The organism is Paenibacillus rhizosphaerae (genome assembly GCF_014192015.1).
Classification (GTDB): domain Bacteria; phylum Bacillota; class Bacilli; order Paenibacillales; family Paenibacillaceae; genus Paenibacillus_AQ; species Paenibacillus_AQ rhizosphaerae.
In genome coordinates this window covers 293,276-310,224 of the sequence record NZ_JACHXJ010000005.1, presented here as the reverse complement: position 1 = coordinate 310,224, position 16,949 = coordinate 293,276, and the positions used below count along the sequence as shown (strand labels likewise).

General features: G+C 56.5%; 14 protein-coding genes. 3 read left to right on the top strand and 11 right to left on the bottom strand.

Annotation, left to right across the window (positions count from 1 at the left end):
• The first annotated feature begins 5 nt into the window (after positions 1 to 5).
• A complete protein-coding gene (locus tag FHS19_RS26850; protein WP_183584884.1) occupies positions 6 to 1,550 on the top strand; it encodes a DHA2 family efflux MFS transporter permease subunit in 1,545 nt (514 codons plus the stop codon).
• A 207-nt stretch (positions 1,551 to 1,757) separates the two neighbouring features.
• On the top strand, positions 1,758 to 2,387 hold the full coding sequence (locus tag FHS19_RS26845; protein WP_183584882.1) for a LysE family transporter: 630 nt from the start codon (positions 1,758 to 1,760) through the stop codon (positions 2,385 to 2,387).
• Here FHS19_RS26845 and FHS19_RS26840 read toward each other — a convergent pair.
• Both FHS19_RS26840 and FHS19_RS26835 read right to left on the bottom strand, forming a co-directional pair.
• Positions 2,329 to 3,768, bottom strand: a complete 1,440-nt coding sequence (locus FHS19_RS26840; RefSeq protein WP_183584880.1) for an amino acid permease — start codon at positions 3,766 to 3,768, stop codon at positions 2,329 to 2,331. The genes FHS19_RS26845 and FHS19_RS26840 overlap by 59 nt on opposite strands.
• Before the next feature lie 172 nt (positions 3,769 to 3,940).
• Complete coding sequence (locus FHS19_RS26835) at positions 3,941 to 5,200, bottom strand: alkaline phosphatase (RefSeq protein WP_183584877.1); 1,260 nt, start codon at positions 5,198 to 5,200, stop codon at positions 3,941 to 3,943.
• Between the two features lie 234 nt (positions 5,201 to 5,434).
• On the opposite strand from FHS19_RS26835, the gene fumC reads away from it, so the two are divergent.
• Positions 5,435 to 6,823 carry a class II fumarate hydratase gene (gene fumC, locus FHS19_RS26830; RefSeq protein ID WP_183584875.1) on the top strand — a complete coding sequence of 463 codons (1,389 nt, stop codon included), beginning with the start codon at positions 5,435 to 5,437 and terminating at the stop codon, positions 6,821 to 6,823.
• A 178-nt stretch (positions 6,824 to 7,001) separates the two neighbouring features.
• On the opposite strand, the gene FHS19_RS26825 is transcribed toward fumC, so the two are convergent.
• The 9 genes from FHS19_RS26825 to FHS19_RS26785 form a co-directional block, all read right to left on the bottom strand.
• The gene (locus FHS19_RS26825) at positions 7,002 to 8,249 is read right to left on the bottom strand and encodes an MFS transporter (RefSeq protein WP_183585274.1); all 1,248 of its coding nucleotides are present in this window, start codon (positions 8,247 to 8,249) and stop codon (positions 7,002 to 7,004) included.
• Positions 8,250 to 8,435: 186 nt separating this feature from the next.
• A complete protein-coding gene (locus FHS19_RS26820) occupies positions 8,436 to 9,023 on the bottom strand; it encodes a TetR/AcrR family transcriptional regulator (RefSeq protein WP_183584873.1) in 588 nt (195 codons plus the stop codon).
• Positions 9,024 to 9,206: 183 nt separating this feature from the next.
• Positions 9,207 to 9,368, bottom strand: coding sequence for a hypothetical protein (locus FHS19_RS26815; protein WP_183584871.1), 162 nt, complete (start codon positions 9,366 to 9,368; stop codon positions 9,207 to 9,209).
• 142 nt (positions 9,369 to 9,510) lie between these two features.
• Positions 9,511 to 11,280 (bottom strand): thiol reductant ABC exporter subunit CydC, encoded by a 1,770-nt coding sequence (gene cydC / locus FHS19_RS26810; RefSeq protein WP_183584869.1) that lies wholly within the window; start codon positions 11,278 to 11,280, stop codon positions 9,511 to 9,513.
• Positions 11,277 to 13,139 (bottom strand): ABC transporter ATP-binding protein/permease, encoded by a 1,863-nt coding sequence (locus tag FHS19_RS26805; protein WP_183584867.1) that lies wholly within the window; start codon positions 13,137 to 13,139, stop codon positions 11,277 to 11,279. Before FHS19_RS26805 ends, cydC begins: the two co-directional genes overlap by 4 nt.
• 5 nt (positions 13,140 to 13,144) lie before the next feature.
• Positions 13,145 to 14,164, bottom strand: coding sequence for a cytochrome d ubiquinol oxidase subunit II (gene cydB, locus FHS19_RS26800; RefSeq protein WP_183584865.1), 1,020 nt, complete (start codon positions 14,162 to 14,164; stop codon positions 13,145 to 13,147).
• Positions 14,148 to 15,563, bottom strand: a complete 1,416-nt coding sequence (locus FHS19_RS26795) for a cytochrome ubiquinol oxidase subunit I (RefSeq protein WP_183584863.1) — start codon at positions 15,561 to 15,563, stop codon at positions 14,148 to 14,150. Before FHS19_RS26795 ends, cydB begins: the two co-directional genes overlap by 17 nt.
• 284 nt (positions 15,564 to 15,847) lie before the next feature.
• Positions 15,848 to 16,330 carry a hypothetical protein gene (locus FHS19_RS26790; RefSeq protein ID WP_116233394.1) on the bottom strand — a complete coding sequence of 161 codons (483 nt, stop codon included), beginning with the start codon at positions 16,328 to 16,330 and terminating at the stop codon, positions 15,848 to 15,850.
• A 280-nt stretch (positions 16,331 to 16,610) separates the two neighbouring features.
• Entirely contained in the window at positions 16,611 to 16,913 is a 303-nt protein-coding gene (locus FHS19_RS26785) for a hypothetical protein (protein ID WP_183584861.1), read from the bottom strand.
• Positions 16,914 to 16,949: the final 36 nt, after the last annotated feature.

Here is a 16,949-nt window from a genome sequence, read left to right as displayed (position 1 = left end):
GTCTAATGGAAAACATACATATGGGGCGAACCTTGACGGTGCTCATGCTTGGGGCGTTCGTCTCCATCCTGAACCAGACGCTGCTGAATGTGGCGATCCCCCACCTGATGATCGATTTTAATGTTTCCGCAACGACGGTGCAGTGGCTGTCCACCGCCTACATGCTGGTGAACGGCGTGCTCGTTCCGGTCACCGCTTTTCTGATCGAGTCCTACGGGACCCGGGTTCTCTTTATTACGGCCATGAGCCTTTTCACCGTCGGCGCGGTGCTCTGCGCCGTCAGCACCAACTTTCCGCTGATGCTGTTCGGCCGCGTCGTGCAGGCCAGCGGAGCGGGAATCATCATGCCCGTCGTCATGAATGTGTTCCTGACGGTTTTCCCGCCCGAAAAACGCGGAACCGCGATGGGCATGATGGGGATTGCCCTGATGTTCGCACCGGCGATCGGACCCACGTTATCGGGATGGATCGTGGAGCATTATACGTGGCGGATCTTGTTCTTCATGGTCATTCCGCTGGCCGTTCTTGACATTCTGTTCGCCCTGAAGTGGCTGAAAAACATCAACCGCCTGACCAAACCGAAATTCGACTTCTGGGGCGTCGTCTTCTCTACCCTGGGCTTCGGGATCCTGCTGTACGGATTCAGCTCCGCCGGAGACAAGGGCTGGACCAGCTTCACGGTACTTGGCTCGCTGATTGCTGGCGCCGTGTTTATTATCCTGTTTATCGTGCGCGAGCTGAACATGGACTCGCCGATGCTGGATTTCCGCGTGTTTAAATACGACATCTTCTCGGTCTCGACGGTTGTCGGCGGCCTCGTCAACATGATGCTGTTCGGTGCGATGCTGCTGCTCCCGATTTACCTGCAAAATATCCGGGGGTTCACCCCGCTCCAGTCCGGCTTGCTCCTTCTGCCAGGGGCGATCCTGATGGGGATCATGTCCCCGATCTCGGGAGCGATTTTCGATAAAATCGGCGCACGGCCCCTGGCCATTATCGGCCTGCTCATCACCGCGGTCATGACCTTCGAGTTCAGCCGGTTGACCGACGCCACGTCGTATTCGCATCTGATGATGCTCTATACCATCCGCAGCTTCGGCATGTCGCTGATCATGATGTCGGTGCAGACTGAGGGACTCAACCAGCTTCCCTACTACCTTGGAAGCCACGGAACGGCAATGTCCAACACGATGCGGCAGGTGGCCGGGTCGATCGGGACCGCGCTGCTTGTAACGGTGATGTCGACGCGCACCACGTTTCATATAGCGGAATCCGCCACGCTCTACAACGAAGACAATCCGTTCATCATGCAGGATATCGCTGCACTTGGGCAGGAAGTGGCCGCCACTGCAGGGGTTCCCGCCGAAAGCGGCGTATCGCTGGCCCTGCAGTCGGTGCTGGGGCTGGTATCGTCGAATGCAAGCATCAACGGCATCAATGACGCTTTCATCGTAGCGACCTGGTTCGCCATCGCCGCCTTGTTCTTTTCCCTCTTTCTGCGCCGGGCGCACAAGGGCAAACAGTCAGGCAGCCCGGCCAAGCAGCCGTAAGCCTCAGACCCAAAGCTGCCGCACCAACTATATTGGACATTGGATTCTTGGAGTCCACCATACACAACCGAAAAAAAGCCTTTATCCCGCATGGGATAAAGGCTTTTTAATTTTTAAGGACAAGATTTGGTTGTATTAGTCGTACAAGCAGGGCCCCTCTCATAGGATGTAACAATGCGACAGATTGATGAAGGGGGTTTTCTTTGAATGAGTGTATGGATCAGCCATTTCCTGCTTGGCCTTTCCCTGGCCGCTCCGATTGGTCCCATCAATGCGGCACAGATGGACCGCGGGCTCCGTGGAGGCTTTTTACACGCGTGGCTGGTGGGCCTCGGGGCCATGGTGGCCGACGGTATTTTTATGCTGCTTGTGTATTTCGGTGTCATTCATTTTCTCAACATCCCCTTTATGAAAACATTTCTGCTGCTGTTCGGGTTCTTTATCCTGACTTATATCGGCGTAGAAAGCCTCCTAACTGCAGGAAAAGCGGGTATGGAAACCCGCAGCAGCAATGAATCGCATATGAAATCCTTCAGCGCCGGCTTTATCATGTCCATCTCCAATCCGCTGTCCATCCTGTTCTGGATGGGGATTTACGGTTCGGTTCTCGCCGACATGATCGCCAAGTACGAAGCCAAAGAAGTGTTCCTGTACAGCTGTGCCATCATGGCCGGCCTCATGCTGTGGGATGTGCTGATGGCCCTGGTAGCCAGCATGTTCCGGCGGGTGCTCACGCAGCGCCTGGTCAGCGCCATTTCGGTCATTTCCGGCATTTCGCTTATCGGATTCGGCCTCTACTTCGGATACGAGGCATACCGAATTTTGTTCGGGTCCTGATCGTTCTTGGGCCGGACTCGGCATGATCGGCATGATCGTACGAGCCCTTCTTCGGCCCATCGGTCTTGTTCCAGAAATGGCGCATCACCAGCGTGACGCAGCCGATCACGACGATAAATCCGAGGCTGATGAAAAAACCGGGTCGGCTGATTTTATGAAACAGCGTTCCGATCAGCGTCAGAGTGATCAGCGCCATGCCGATATACCGCTTGACTTTGCCCCAGCCGGTCAGCTTCAGCAGCTTGCCGGACGTGACGAGAATAAACATCCAGTTATACAGCAGCATCATGCCCGCGGCCGTCGTAATGTACTCATACACGCTTTTTGGCATCAGCAGAGCGGATACCACCGAAGCGAGCAGCCCCACAGCCGTCAGACCGATGGCCGGCAGGGGCTTTTTGCCTTCCTTCTTCTTGCCCTTGATGAAAAAGCGCGGTGCGTCCCCGTCGCTAGCCAGCGTTACGATCATCGTCGTCACTGCAAACAGCGAGGCCGTCATCGTCGAGAAGCCGGCAATAATGAGTACGGCGTTAAACAAATGCGGCACAAACGGCAGCTTATAATCAACTAGGGCCACCACAAACGGGCTCTCCTCCTCGGCATAAGATTTCCATGGCTCGAGAATAAGCGCCAGTCCGATCGAAATGACATAGATGGACACTAACAGCAGCAGCATCATTTTGCCCGCTTTGGGCGCGTCTTTGGGCTCCTTCAGCCTCATCGTCATCAGACCTAGCGCTTCCAATCCCCCGTATCCGTAGAAAGCGAAAATGAGCGCCGCCCAAAATCCTGTGAGCCCGCCCGGTATCCAATCCCGCGGAAAAGCGGGACCGTGGGCGTTGGTCGGAAGTACGCCGGTTACCGCTAGAACAGCGATGACCATAAACATGAAGATCGCCGCAATTTTTAGCACGGCAAAAATGTTCTCCATCCGCTCAAACCCCTTGGTTCCAATCCAAATGATGAGGAGCCCGAGGACACCGTATCCCGCCGCAAAGCACCACATCGGAACCTGCGGAAACCAGAAACGCGAAAACAAGGCAAGCGCCGTTAATTGGCTCCCCATAATGAGCAGCTCCGACGACCAGTACACCCACCCGCTGCTGAACCCTGCCCACCGGCCGAAAGCCTTCTTGGCGTAAGAGCGGAACGAGCCCTCCATCGGATCCTCCGCCGTCATTTGGGACAGCTTGTCGTAGACCAGGTAAGCCCCGAACGCCGCCAGGGCGTACGCAACGACCGCGGAAGGGCCGCCGATCTCAATGGCAATATGAGAGCCCAGGAAAAATCCCGTACCGACCGTGCAAGCCACCCCAAGGAGCGACAGCTGCCACCATTTCAGTTTCTTTTCCTTCGTCTGGGAGCCTTGATTCTGTGCCATAAATGATTCCCTCCACCGTATTGGTCGAACTCTGTTATCATCCCCTGGAGGTGACATTTTATGTACTTTATGGCGGGCTCCGGAATACCAAAAACCGCAGCCCTGCAGAGACTTCCGTCATTCTGCGAACCGCGGTTTTGAGTGATGGACTAATGATGCCTTTTAAGATTCGTTATTTTTTGATTCCCCAAGCCTTCAAAATGGCATCATGCACATACGTGTTTTCGTAGACGCCTGCAAACAGCTCGGCTCCGCTGCCCATAGCCGTCAGCGGCACGTCCACGCCGGAGTGGCCGGAAGTCGTCCAGTCCACATAGAACTGATCCTTGGAGTTCGCGATGGCGAACGGACCGTCTTCCTTAGAAATGCCGTCTCCGGACTCGTCCTTGTCATCCGGCTCTTCGATCGTCAAGCCGCCTGTCTCATGGTCGGCCAGCACAAGCACCAGTGTATCGGGATGCTTCTTCGCGAATTCCTTAGCTGCGCCAACGGCTTTGTCCAGCTCCTGGCCGGCTTTGATCGTCAGCTTGGCATTGTCATTGTGGGCGAATTCATCCGTGCCTTCTTCCTCAACCATCAGGAAAAAGCCCTTTTTATTGGTAGAGAGAGTATCCAGCGCTTTTTTCGTCATGTCCACGAGCGGTACCGTTGGATTGTACAGGTCACCTTGCCCTTCCTCTCTTTGCTGGAACATTTCTTCATTCGCAAACAGGCCGAGAATTCTGCCGTTCTTCGCTTTGCTCAACTCTTCTTTGTTCGTTACATATTGATATCCGAGCTGCTTGGCTTTCTCCACCAGGTTGCCCTGAGTGCCCTTGCTGCCTTCTGTCGGATCTTCAGCCGGCTGGTCCGGATGTGGGCCTGGCGTGCCTTGCGGATACCAGAAGTCCTCACCGCCCCCGAGCAGAACGTCTACTTTTTTCTCCAGATACTGCTTGGCGATATCACTTTGCTTGGAGCGGTCTTCCACATGGGATGCGAATGCCGCTGGCGTTGCGTCGGTAATTTGGCTTGTCGTCACGAGACCCGTGGATTTGCCTTTCTCCTTGGCGATTTCAAGCAGCGTTTTGACCGGTTTTTTGTTGGCGTCCACACCGACGGCTCCATTATAAGTCTTCACGCCGCTGGCAATGGCCGTTCCCGCTGCGGCGGAATCCGTAACCGTAGTCGTGGAATGGGTGCGAAGAAGTCCAACATATGGCATATCGTCCATTTGCAGCTTGCCGTTGACGCCAACGGTGCTCAGACGGATGGCGTCGCGCGCTGCGGTGCCCATGCCGTCACCGACGAATAGAATCACGTTTTTGGCTTTGCCCGCATTTTGCGAAGGGGCTTTCGAGTTTCCTTGGGCGCTGACCGAGCCCGTAAAAATTAAACTTGCCGCCGCGCTCAGGCAGAAAGCGGTTTGAACCAGACGTTTACTGCGTTTCATTCATCATTCACTCCTTTAAAGGATTCTAGCATGTCCCCATTATAGGAGCCGATTGTTAAACGAGATGGCGGAGTTTGTAAAATGTATTTCATCTTTGTGAAGAAGCAGGGGAACAGACCAGACAGGCTCAAACAGGCCGCGGGTGAAATCTGTTTTCTTCTGGTCCCCGGATTATGATATATTTCATATCAGGAAGACCTATTTTTAGTAGAAGTGGAGAAGGAGGAAACACAATTGGAATTCAGAATTGAGAAAGACACCATCGGCGAGATCAAGGTTCCGGCGGACAAGCTCTGGGCGGCGCAAACCCAGCGCAGCTTTGAAAATTTTGAAATCGGCACGGAGAAAATGCCTCTTGAGCTGATTCGTGAATTCGCCATCCTTAAAAAAAGCGCAGCCCTCGCCAATAAAGAGCTCGGCAAGCTGAACGCGGAGAAAGCGGGCGCCATTGTCGCAGCGGCCGACGAAGTGATCGCCGGCAAACTGGACGATCATTTCCCGCTCGCCGTATGGCAGACCGGAAGCGGCACCCAGTCCAACATGAACGTGAACGAGGTCATTGCCAACCGGGGGAACCAGCTCCTTCAGGAACAAGGCAGCGACCAGCGTATCCACCCGAACGACGACGTCAATAAGTCGCAAAGCTCCAATGACACGTTCCCGACCGCAATGCATATTGCCGCCCTGATCGCCGTGGAGGATCAAGTCCTGCCTTCCCTCGTGAAGCTGAAGGAGACCTTCCGCGCGAAGAGCGAGCAGTTTATGGATATCATCAAGATCGGCCGGACTCACCTCCAGGACGCAACTCCGCTGACCCTGGGCCAGGAAATCAGCGGATGGCACCGGATGCTGGAGAAAAGCGAAAGCATGATCCGCAGCAGCCTGGAATCCCTGCGCGAGCTGGCGATCGGCGGCACCGCGGTAGGAACCGGGATTAACGCCCATCCGAAGTTCGGCGAGATGACGGCAGCCAATATCAGCAAACTGACCGGCAAAACGTTCACATCGGCGGAAAACAAGTTCCACGCGCTCACGAGCCATGACGAGATCGTCTATGTTCACGGCGCGCTGAAAGCGCTTGCCGCCGATCTCATGAAAATCGCCAACGATGTGCGCTGGCTGGCCAGCGGTCCGCGCTGCGGCATCGGCGAGCTCACGATCCCGGCCAATGAACCGGGCAGCTCCATCATGCCGGGCAAGGTCAACCCGACGCAAAGCGAAGCGCTGACGATGGTCGTCTGCCAGGTGATGGGCAACGACGCGGCGATCGGCTTCGCGGCGAGCCAAGGCAACTTCGAGCTGAACGTGTTCAAGCCGGTCATCATCTATAACTTCCTGCAGTCCGCCCGCCTGCTGGGAGACGCCATGCGCTCATTCAACGACCACTGCGCCGTCGGCATTGAGCCGAACCACGCAGTCATTGAGCGCAACCTGAATCAGTCGCTCATGCTCGTGACGGCGCTCAACCCGCACATCGGCTACGAAAACGCCGCCGCGGTCGCCAAGCTGGCGCACAAAGAAGGCCTGACGCTGAAAGAGGCGGCCCTGAAGAGCAACCTGCTCACCGAAGAGCAGTTCGATGCCGTCGTACGTCCGGAGGAAATGATCCATCCGAAGGAATAGTTTGAATATAGAAGCAAAAAAGTCGAGTGATAGCCAGGAATCTTCCTGGCTTACTCGACTTTTTTTATATTAGGTAGATCAGTGGCACCCGCACCACTCCATATGTTCAATAGTTGCAAAAGGCAACTGCATTCGGCTCAACCGCCCATCTAAAAACAGTTTCCTCACCTCGCTCCCCTTAGCTCGACATGGACCCTTGGTCTGCCCCAGCGGCGGCAAGTTTGGCTTTGGCGTGTTCCGACCGGATTTCCTCCTGCTTTCTAGCGGCGTAGTAACGCCGGAAGCGGATGGAATAACCGAGCATATACAGCACCAGCAGCGAGGCCAGCGAGTTCAGTACCACGAGCGACACATGCAGATCGAAAAAGTACGTCAGCACCCCCGTGCCGACAACCGGTACGATAAATCCGGCATACCCGGCGAGGTAAAAGGTCGTGATGACCTTTGACCGGACTTCGGCGTGCGGCAGCTCGCCTGCCAGCCGCAAGCTGATTTGGAACGTCCAGCCGCTGCCAAGGGCCTGAACCAGCACACCGATCCACAGCAAGCCAATGCTTCCGGTCGATCCCGAGAAGACGACCAGCCAGGCTCCGATCGACAGCAGCGCGATGCCCAGCCGCAGACGGGTGACCGGTTCGCTCGCCAGCGGCATCAATTGCAGCAGTGCCCCTCCTCCCAGCAGGAGCAGGATCAGCAGGCCGGAGACGGACAGGTTGGACGTGTGCAGCACGCTTTTCACGAAGGAAGGGATCAGGGACAAAATAATGCCGTTCAGCGTAAACAGCGTAAAAATCGGCAGGGCGCTGAATGACCAGAAATGCGGGCTGATCTCGGATGGCACGCCCAGCGATATCGGTGCAGGTGCCGCTTTAGGTTTGCCTTTTTGCGCCAGAAAATCGGCGTCCTTTAGCGTTTCAAGAGCCATCCACGCGGTCACCAATAATGCCGTCAGCAGCCAGAAAGGAACGCGCAGCGGCATCAAGTGCAGATACTGAATGACGAGTCCCGTCAAAGCCGGACCCAGACCAAATCCGACCGATACCGTTATACCCGACAAGGTGATGGCCAGAGGGACTTTGTCACCCGGCGTCTGTTTCAGCAGAAATGCCACCGCGGTACCGGTAAACGTTCCGTAAGCGATGCCCTCCAGAATTCTTGCGGCATACACAAGCCACGCCTGCTGACTGCCCATAAAAACCAGAGTGGCAAGGATGGAAATCCACACGCTGATCCGGAGCACCCGCTTGAGGCCCCAACCGCTTCCACGGGATCCGGAGATCAGCAGTGACGGCAGCAGAAACAGGGCGTACACCGCAAATAGAATCGTGATCTGCAAGCTGCTTAAATGATAACGCTCCTGGTAGAGCGGAAATAACGGGGACGTAAACGTCGCCCCGATCGACATCATTAAAATCATCCAAAGCATGCGTTTCAAGATGATCACCCTCACTTATTGGAATGTTCGTTCAAGAAAAAGGTATAAAAATCGGCCCTCCTACAAATGGGTGAAGCAGCCGGAGCTGTAACTAAAATTTATCAGAACGATCGTTCAAGAAAATATCAAAAAAATAGGGTCCAGACTCGCTGAAAACTTACCCATTTCTATTTAACTTTAAAAAACCGTAGACACTGCGACGGCACAAATATCCTCCAGCACACCGCGATCGGCCGTCGTCCGGGCCATGACATGGATGCCCTGCTTAACGCCGTTCAAAAAACGGGCCAACTGGCGCGGACTTTGCTTGCTCCGCAGCAGCCCTTTGTTCTGCGCCCGCATCAAAAAGCTGAACAGCAGCGCTTCGGTATGCATATAGTGCGCATCGATCCGGCTGGCAACGTTCGGGACAAAAGCTACCGCTCCCAAGGTCGTGTTCGTCATGAGGCAGCCGCGCCCCCGGGCCGCGTTACTCAACGAAACGTCCATCACTCTGGAGAAATAACGCTCCAGTTGTTCCTTGGGCGAGTCGCTGTCCTCTTTTAAAATATGGTTATAATTCTCGTCCGCCCTTGCGCTGAAACGGTCCAGGCAAGCCAAAAACAGCTCATGCTTGTCGCCGAACGTATCGTACAGGCTGCCCCGGTGAATCCCGAGATGATCGCACAAATCCTGGATTGAGGTGCTCTCATAGCCCTTCTCCCAGAACAGGTCCAGCGCCTGGTCGACGGCTTTCTCCTGGTCGAATTCCTTGTGTCTGCCCATACCGTAAACGCCCCTTTCCTGATCTTGATGTGAGGATAACATTTTTTTGAACGTACAGTCAAGTATTTTGCGCAAAAAACAGGCGGGACACCCCCGATCTTCACGATCTCATTAGGGACGCCCCGACGTCTTATCACAGCTATGAATGGAATATGGTTTTTGTGGCCAAAGCCCGGGGGACGATTATTCGTTATCCTGGGCTGGCTGCTGGCTGAACGCTTCTTTGGCGTCCTCCACCATTTCTTTGGCGAACTCTTCTCTTTGTTTGTCCGGTACCGGCATTTTGTTCAGCTCGGTTCTTTGGACTTCGTGTTTGCTAAGCTCTTGATCATTGTGATTCGTCATGTCCGGGTGCACCTCCTTTAATTACAAAAAACTGCCCAAGTGGTAGGATGCACCAGTCCGGTTTTTTTATGCATGGCAGGTTTCAACGAAAAGCGGACGGCAGCACGCTGTGTACTGCCAATTGTACAATGCCGGCCTCCCATTAATTGGCCTTGGTCAACAGCGCCTCCGGCCGGTCCAGCTGGTACAAGCTGCGGTAGCGGGGCTCGTTCTCTATCAGCTCGGCATGACTGCCGCGCATTACGATCTTTCCGTCCTCCACAAACACGATTTCGTCCATGTGCTCGGCACCGGCCAAATGATGGGTCACCCAGATCAGCGACTTCCCCTGCAGCGAATCGAGCATGATCCGGATCAGTTCATTCTCCGTGCGGGGGTCCAGGCCAACCGTCGGTTCGTCCAGAAGAACCACCGGATTGTTCCGCAGCCAAATCCGGGCCAAAGCGATCCGCTGGCGCTCGCCTCCGGAGAACCGCTGTCCGGTCTCGTGCATCCGGGTATGGTAGCGGTCCGGCAGCGATTCGATCAGCCGGTCAAGCTTCACCTGCCGGGCTGCCCGCACGATATCCTCCTCGCCGGCATCCTGGCTTCCGAGCCGGATATTGTTGGCCACGCTCGTATCGAACAGGTGCGGGTTCTGGTTCAGCACCGAAACGATATGGGGCATATGCTCCCCGATCGCCGCGGCCGGAACGCCGTTCAGCGTGACCTCGCCCTCGCCAGGGGCCAGCGCGCCCTCCAGCAGCTTGAGCAAAGTCGATTTGCCCGCACCGCTGCGGCCGATGATAGCGATCTTTTTGCCTTGCGGAATATCGAGGGATATATCCCGCAGCGTCCAGGACGACTCGCCTTCATAGCGAAAGCCGGCGCGGTCTACCCGAATATGGACGGCGCCGCCGGCCATCGCCGCGGCTTGATCTTCGCTCAACTGTCCGTTTTCGTATCCTTTCACGCTGGACTCCTCCCCTTCCAAATCCGAGAGCCGCCGCAGGGAATCCCGATAGCGCGGTAGATGCTCCACGGCTTCCGAAACCGGGAGCAGGGCATCCGTTACCGGGAACACGACGAGCACAAAGGCCGCGATCAGCACGGCCGGCAGCTTTCCGTCCGCATGCATCCCTGCCGCCCAGACCAGCATCGTCAGCAGGATCAGGCCGGCTACGCACTGGCCGGCCAGCTGTCTGAAGCGTACCCAGGCGCGGAGCTTGGCGTCTGTTCGGGCGGCTTCCCCGGCTTTCGCCTCGTAATCCGCCAGGAACTGCGCCTCCCGGCCGCTGATCACCCAGTCGCCCATGCCCAGCACGGCATCGGTCAGCTGCCGGTACATGCCGGCTTTCTGCGTTTTGGCCAGCTTCGTTTTGGCCTTGGTCATCAGCAGGGATACCCACGGCAGAATGCCGACCAGGACGAACATATACAGCGCCAGGAGCAGGGCAAAACGAAGATCCCAGCGGCCTACCGCCGCTGCGGCTGCCGCGTACATGACCAGCGCCGACGCTCCGGGAAACACGGTCCGCAGGTACACGTCCTGCAGATGCTCGATGTCGGCGGACAGCACGCCCAATATGTCGCCGGCGCGAAAACGCGACTGGATCCAGAGCGCCTGCGGCTCAAGGATCCGGTACAGCCGCTCGCGCATGGAGGAAACGATCCGAAGGACCGTATCATGGCCCGCCAACCGCTCGGCGTAGAACAGGACGGCCCGCCCGATGCCGAACGTGCGGACGAGCACGATCGGCACGTACACCATCAGAATGTTGTCCGGGCGCAGCGCCGATTTGGAGATCAGCAGTCCGGAGGTGAACATCAGGCCTGCCGCGAACAGCAGCGCGAGACTGCCAAGCCCGATAATCACCAGGCAGCGTCCCCAGTTCGCTCGGACGTACGGTAATATCCACCCTTCTTTTCTCACCTTACTCCCTCCATTTGCGACCGAATCAAAGCGTCATACGCCCCGCCCTTGCCGAGCAGCCCCGAATGGGTGCCCTCCTCGACGATCCTGCCCTGCTCCATCACCAATACACGGTCCATATCGGGCATCCAGTGCAGGCGGTGGGTGGCCAGAAAAACAAGCTTGCCCCGGAACAGGCGCAGCATCGTTTGCTTCAGTTCATACTCGGTTTCAATATCAAGATGGGCCGTCGGCTCATCAAGCAAAATCATCGGCCGGTCGCTCAGAAAAGCTCTAGCGAGCGCCACACGCTGCGCCTGCCCGCCGCTCAGCTGGCGCCCGCCCGCGCCGATCGGCTCATCCAGGCCTCCCGGCAGGCTGCGGACCAGCCCGGCCAGTCCGGCTGCTTCCACAGCCTGCCACGCCTCCTCCCGGGACGCCTCCGGCGAGTAGAACCGGATGTTGTCCAGCAGGGAGCTGCTGAACAGGTACGGGTGCTGCGGGATGTAGGTGATCTGGCTCCGCCAGGCTTCACCGGCCAGCGAATCGACCGGCGTGCCGTTCAGGCAAATCTCGCCCGCATCGGGTGCGAGGAACCCGCCCAACACGTCGATCAGCGTGGATTTGCCCGCACCGCTGGCGCCGATAATGCCGATGGTCTGCATGCCCTGAACCTCAAAGGACGCGCTATCCAGCGCACGAGGGCTCTGAGGGCTCTGAGGGCTCCGCTCCTCCTGCCCGGCTCCATCCGTACGGCGCTCAGTAGGCCGGTCAGCTCCAGCCTCCCGTCCGCTTTCAGCACCATCCGTCTCCGGTGCTGAACCATACGCTTCAGCCTGGTGCTGCACAGTCACCCCCGACAGCGTCAGCCGGCTGAACGGCGTCCAACGCCAGTCGGCGCCCGGACCCGGCGCTCCATCGGAGTCAGCCGGTCCTCCTGCCGGGCGATCCAGGATGGACTGCATCACGGCACCCGCCTCCTTGCCGTCCTGCGTCGCATGGAAGTCCGTACCGACCTGCCGGACGGGCAGGAAATATTCCGGCGCCAGAATCAGCACCGTCAGCGCGGTGACCAGCTCAAGCTGCCCGTTCACGAGCCGCAGGCCAAGGCCGACGGCGACGACGGCCACCGACAGCATCGTGAAGAAGTCGAGCGCGAACGAGGACAGGAAGGCGACGCGCAGCGTACGCATCGTCGCCGTCCGGTAGCGGTCGCTCACCTTGGCTACCGATGCGCCGTGCTCCCGGCTCTGCCCCAGCAGCTTCAGTGTCTCCAGGCCGCGCAGCGAATCGACGAAGTGGTTGGACAGTACCCGGAAGGTGTCCATCTGCTTCTCGGCCTGCTTGCGGGCCGCCAGCCCGATGAGAATCATGAAGGCGATCAGGATCGGCATGGAGACCAGCAGAATGACGCCGGACGTGATGTCACGGAAAAAGACGTAGGCCAGAATCAGCCAAGGAATGATGGACATGCCGGCCATTCGGGGCAGGATCAGCTCCAGGTATTTCCGGAACTTCTCCGTTCCTTCGAGCGCCAGCGTGACCAGATGGCCCGTGCCCTCGGTTCTCGCAAACCGCGGGCCGAGCCGGAACAGCTTCCGCAGCACCCGCCCCCGGACCTCGGCTGCGGTGCGGTCGGCAAACGCGCTGCCGATTCTCTGCTGCAGCAGTCCGAGCCCGTGCCGGAGCAGGAAGGCACCCAGGAACATCGCGATCCTGCCGGTCTGCCCGGATAGCGGTGCCCCCGCGAACAAGGCCGATACGGCCTCAGCCAGCCCCTTGGCCATGATCAGGATGGAGACGCCTTGCAGAACCGTCAGGAGCAGCATGACGGCGAAAACGGGCTTTATCCCTTTGTAACCCAGCAGCTGCTTATCCATGGTTCTCAGTACTCCAGATGGCTCTGCTCGTGAACCCGTTTATGAAAGACGAAATAACTCCAGATCTGATAGCCAAGCACGAACGGCAGCAGGGATAAAGCCACGATCGTCATAACTTTCAGGGAATACGGGCCCGATGCGGCGTTGGTCAGCGTCAGGTTGAACGCCTGATCGATCGAGCTGATCATGACGTTCGGGAACAATCCGGTAAAGAAGAAGGCAATCGTCAGCGCGATAACGGCGCCCGTCATGCCGAATGCCCAGCCGTCACGGCGCTTGGCGATGAAGACGGCGGCCAGCACGTAAGCGGCAGCGATCACCACGCCCATGACGGTCAGCAGGAACGCACGGCCCTCAAAAATGTCCGTTTCGAAATAGGTCATCGCTCCGAATGCGGCGATCAGTACCGCCAGCGGTGCGAGCAGCATCTCCGCCAAACGGCGGGCCCGCGCCTGCAGGTCACCCGTGACCCGGAGCGTCGTGAACATCAGTCCGTGCACGAGGCAGAGCACCACCATGGTGAGCCCGCCGACCACGGAATACAGGTTAACGATGTCGCCGAAGAAACCGGCTTTCATCTCCATCGCCTGATCGATCGGCAGCCCCCGGATCAGGTCGGCGAAGACGACGCCGAGCAGCAGCGGCGGCAGCAGACTGCCGGTGAAGATGACGACATCCCATGTTTTTTTCCAAGCAGCGGTCTGCACTTTGCCGCGGAATTCAAAAGCCACCCCGCGCCCGATCAGGGCGAGCAGCAGGAGCACCAGCGGCGTGTAAAAACCGCTGAACAGCGTTGCGTACCAGTTCGGGAACGCGGCGAACATCGCGCCGCCGGCCGTCAGCAGCCACACCTCGTTGGCATCCCAGAAGGGGCCGATCGAATTGATCAGCACCCGGCGCTCGGTATCGTTTTTGGCCAGGATGCCCGTAGACATCCCCACCCCGAAGTCAAAACCCTCCAGAAAGAAAAACCCGATAAACAGGACAGCTACAAGGACAAACCACAGCTCATTGAGAGACAGCATGCGGAACTCCCTCCTTATCAAATGGATCGGCCGACTCATACGATTTTTGAGTGGCGTTGTCGGCGTACGGCCCTTTCTTGATGACGCGGACGAACAGATACACCATGACCACCGCCAGAATGGCGTATATGGCCGTAAAAGCAATGATGGAGAACAGTACCTGGCCGGCCGTGACGCTCGGCGACACCCCGTCGGCGGTGGTCATCAGCCCGAATACGGTCCAAGGCTGGCGTCCAATCTCCGTCATGATCCAGCCCGACGTATTGGCGATAAACGGCAGTGAAATAGCAAACAGCATCAGGCGCATAAACCAGGTGTTGCGGTTGTCGAGCTTTTTGCGTGCCGCAAGATAGACGCCGTACAAGCTGAGCACAATCAGCAGGGAGCCGCTGGCCACCATGATGCGGAAGCTCCAGAAGGTCGTGCGCACCGGAGGAATGTAATCCCCGGGGCCGTACTGCTGCTCATACTGGGACTGCAGCTCCTTCATCCCCGTCACTTCGCCGGAAAACTTGCTGTAAGACAAAAAGCTGAGCAGGTAGGGAATCTGGAATTCCCCGGTGTTGGTCTGATTTTTCGTATCGATAAACGCCGTAACCGTCCACGGCGCGGGATCGCTGCTCGTTTCCCAGAGCGCTTCGGTCGCAGCCATTTTCATCGGCTGGGTCTTCACCAAGTATTGCGCCTGCTGGTGGCCCACCAGTGCCACGCCAATCGAGGATACAAGCCCGATGATCACCGCGATGGCAAAAGATTTTTTGAAAAAGGCGGTATCCTGCTTCTTCAGCAGCTTATAGGCGCTGACCCCGGTGACCAGAAAGGCCCCGGTCATAAAAGCCGCCAGAATCGTGTGCGGGAACTCCAGCAGCAGCTGGCCGTTCGTAATCAAAGCAAGGAAGTCGTTCATCTCCGCGCGGCCGTTATGGATCGTATAACCGACCGGACGCTGCATAAAGGAATTGGCCGCCAAAATCCAGAACGCCGACATCACCGTGCCGAACGCGACCAGCCAGATGCAGATCATGTGGACCTTTTTGGACAGGCGTTCCCATCCGAAAATCCACAGGCCGATAAACGTCGATTCGAGGAAAAACGCAAGCAGCGCTTCGATCGCCAGCGGCGCCCCGAACACATCACCCACAAAGCGGGAGTAAGCCGACCAGTTCATGCCGAACTGGAACTCCTGCAAGATCCCCGTCACCACGCCGACGGCGAAGTTGATCAGGAACAGCTTCCCCCAAAATTTAGCCATTCGTTTGTACTCTTCTTTGCCCTTGACGACATACATTGTTTCCATGATCGCAATCGTGAACACCAGCCCAATGGACAGCGGCACGAAGAAAAAGTGAAAAATCGTCGTCGCGGCAAACTGGATACGTGACAGCATAACTACATCCATCGTCTCTTCCCTCTTTCCTGTCGTTATTCTTAAAACCCGCCTAACAGGTTCCGATAACTTGGCTTCATCGTTTCTTCCTGTATCATGGCAGACTTTGATTCCGAATATTGTGATTTATGTCACAATACACAGCCCAAATCGTTGATTTTGTGAAATTAGTCACAAAATATTAAAAAATGAGCCCTTCAAGTACAAAAAAGACGCCCGCACCTTTCGGCGCAGCCGTCCAATTCTTCGGTTCCTCTATATATGTTGCCTGCTTCAGGTTCGTTCGTGAAATCATGCTAGTCCCGTGCCACATAGTATTTATTGGTCATGTACCAGGCATCGCCCTTATCGGTCGGCACTCTGCCCTTCTTCTTGTCCAAAAATACGATTTCCTTGCACTTGGAACAATACCATTTGGTCGTGTAGTATTGGGAAAAGGTCGTGTAAGTCGTACCGCATTTGCAATCGACCTTGAAGTACACCCGATTTTCTTCATACGCCTTCGAGAGCTGATCCGTGTTGTCGGGCTCCGAAGAAGAAACCACGGGCTTGATCAGTTCAGCGTAATTGGAGAACCGATTATGCACTTTAAAATCGGCGACCAGCTCCGGATTCAGGCCGAAAAACTCCTTACCGATCGCTGTGATGAATTTCGCATCCGTGCGATAGCACTCGATCCATTCCTGAATCTGCTTATTGGATAAAGGTACAGTTCCTTTAATGCCGCTATTCAAGGTGTAGGTCATGATGCTCAAATTCTCATTGTCTTCATAGAACATTAATTCGGAAACCTCCTTATGATTTCAATTATTAATGTACTACTTCTGAGGGACAGAATCAAAGTGAGAAATAGTGCCAAGTGCCGGAAACATAAAAAAGCCCCCTTTCGGGGGCCTTCCAAAGCGTGAAACCCGCAGCTGCCGGATGTAGAGCGCTTTACTGCGGCATGCGTGCGGCTTCATTTTTTGTATGAAATTACGACAAACAAATACCTTTTAACAGCCCTTTTGTCGAAATCCGCCTGGTGTAAGCGGTTGTTAGCCGCAGGAACAAGGCGGTCTATAGACGACGATATGGGCCGGGGCCGGGATACGGTTCATGCGGATAATACGGAACCGGGCGATGACGGCCGTCCGCCAGTACAATCACCAGCAGATCGAACAGAACGAGCGGCAGGATAAAAGGAAAAAACGAGATATGCGCCTTTCCCGGACTGCTCGAGACCGAGGAAACTCTCAGGTATACCTTGGTACCGCTGACCTTGACGATTTTACCGTAGAACGTGCTTCCGTACTTCGTCTTGATCTTTACCCGGCGGTTCATATACTTCTTGGCTGCCGAGTAATGCTTAGATTTCGCCATGCGTCTCACCCCCTTCACCCCAGCTTATTCCAGTTG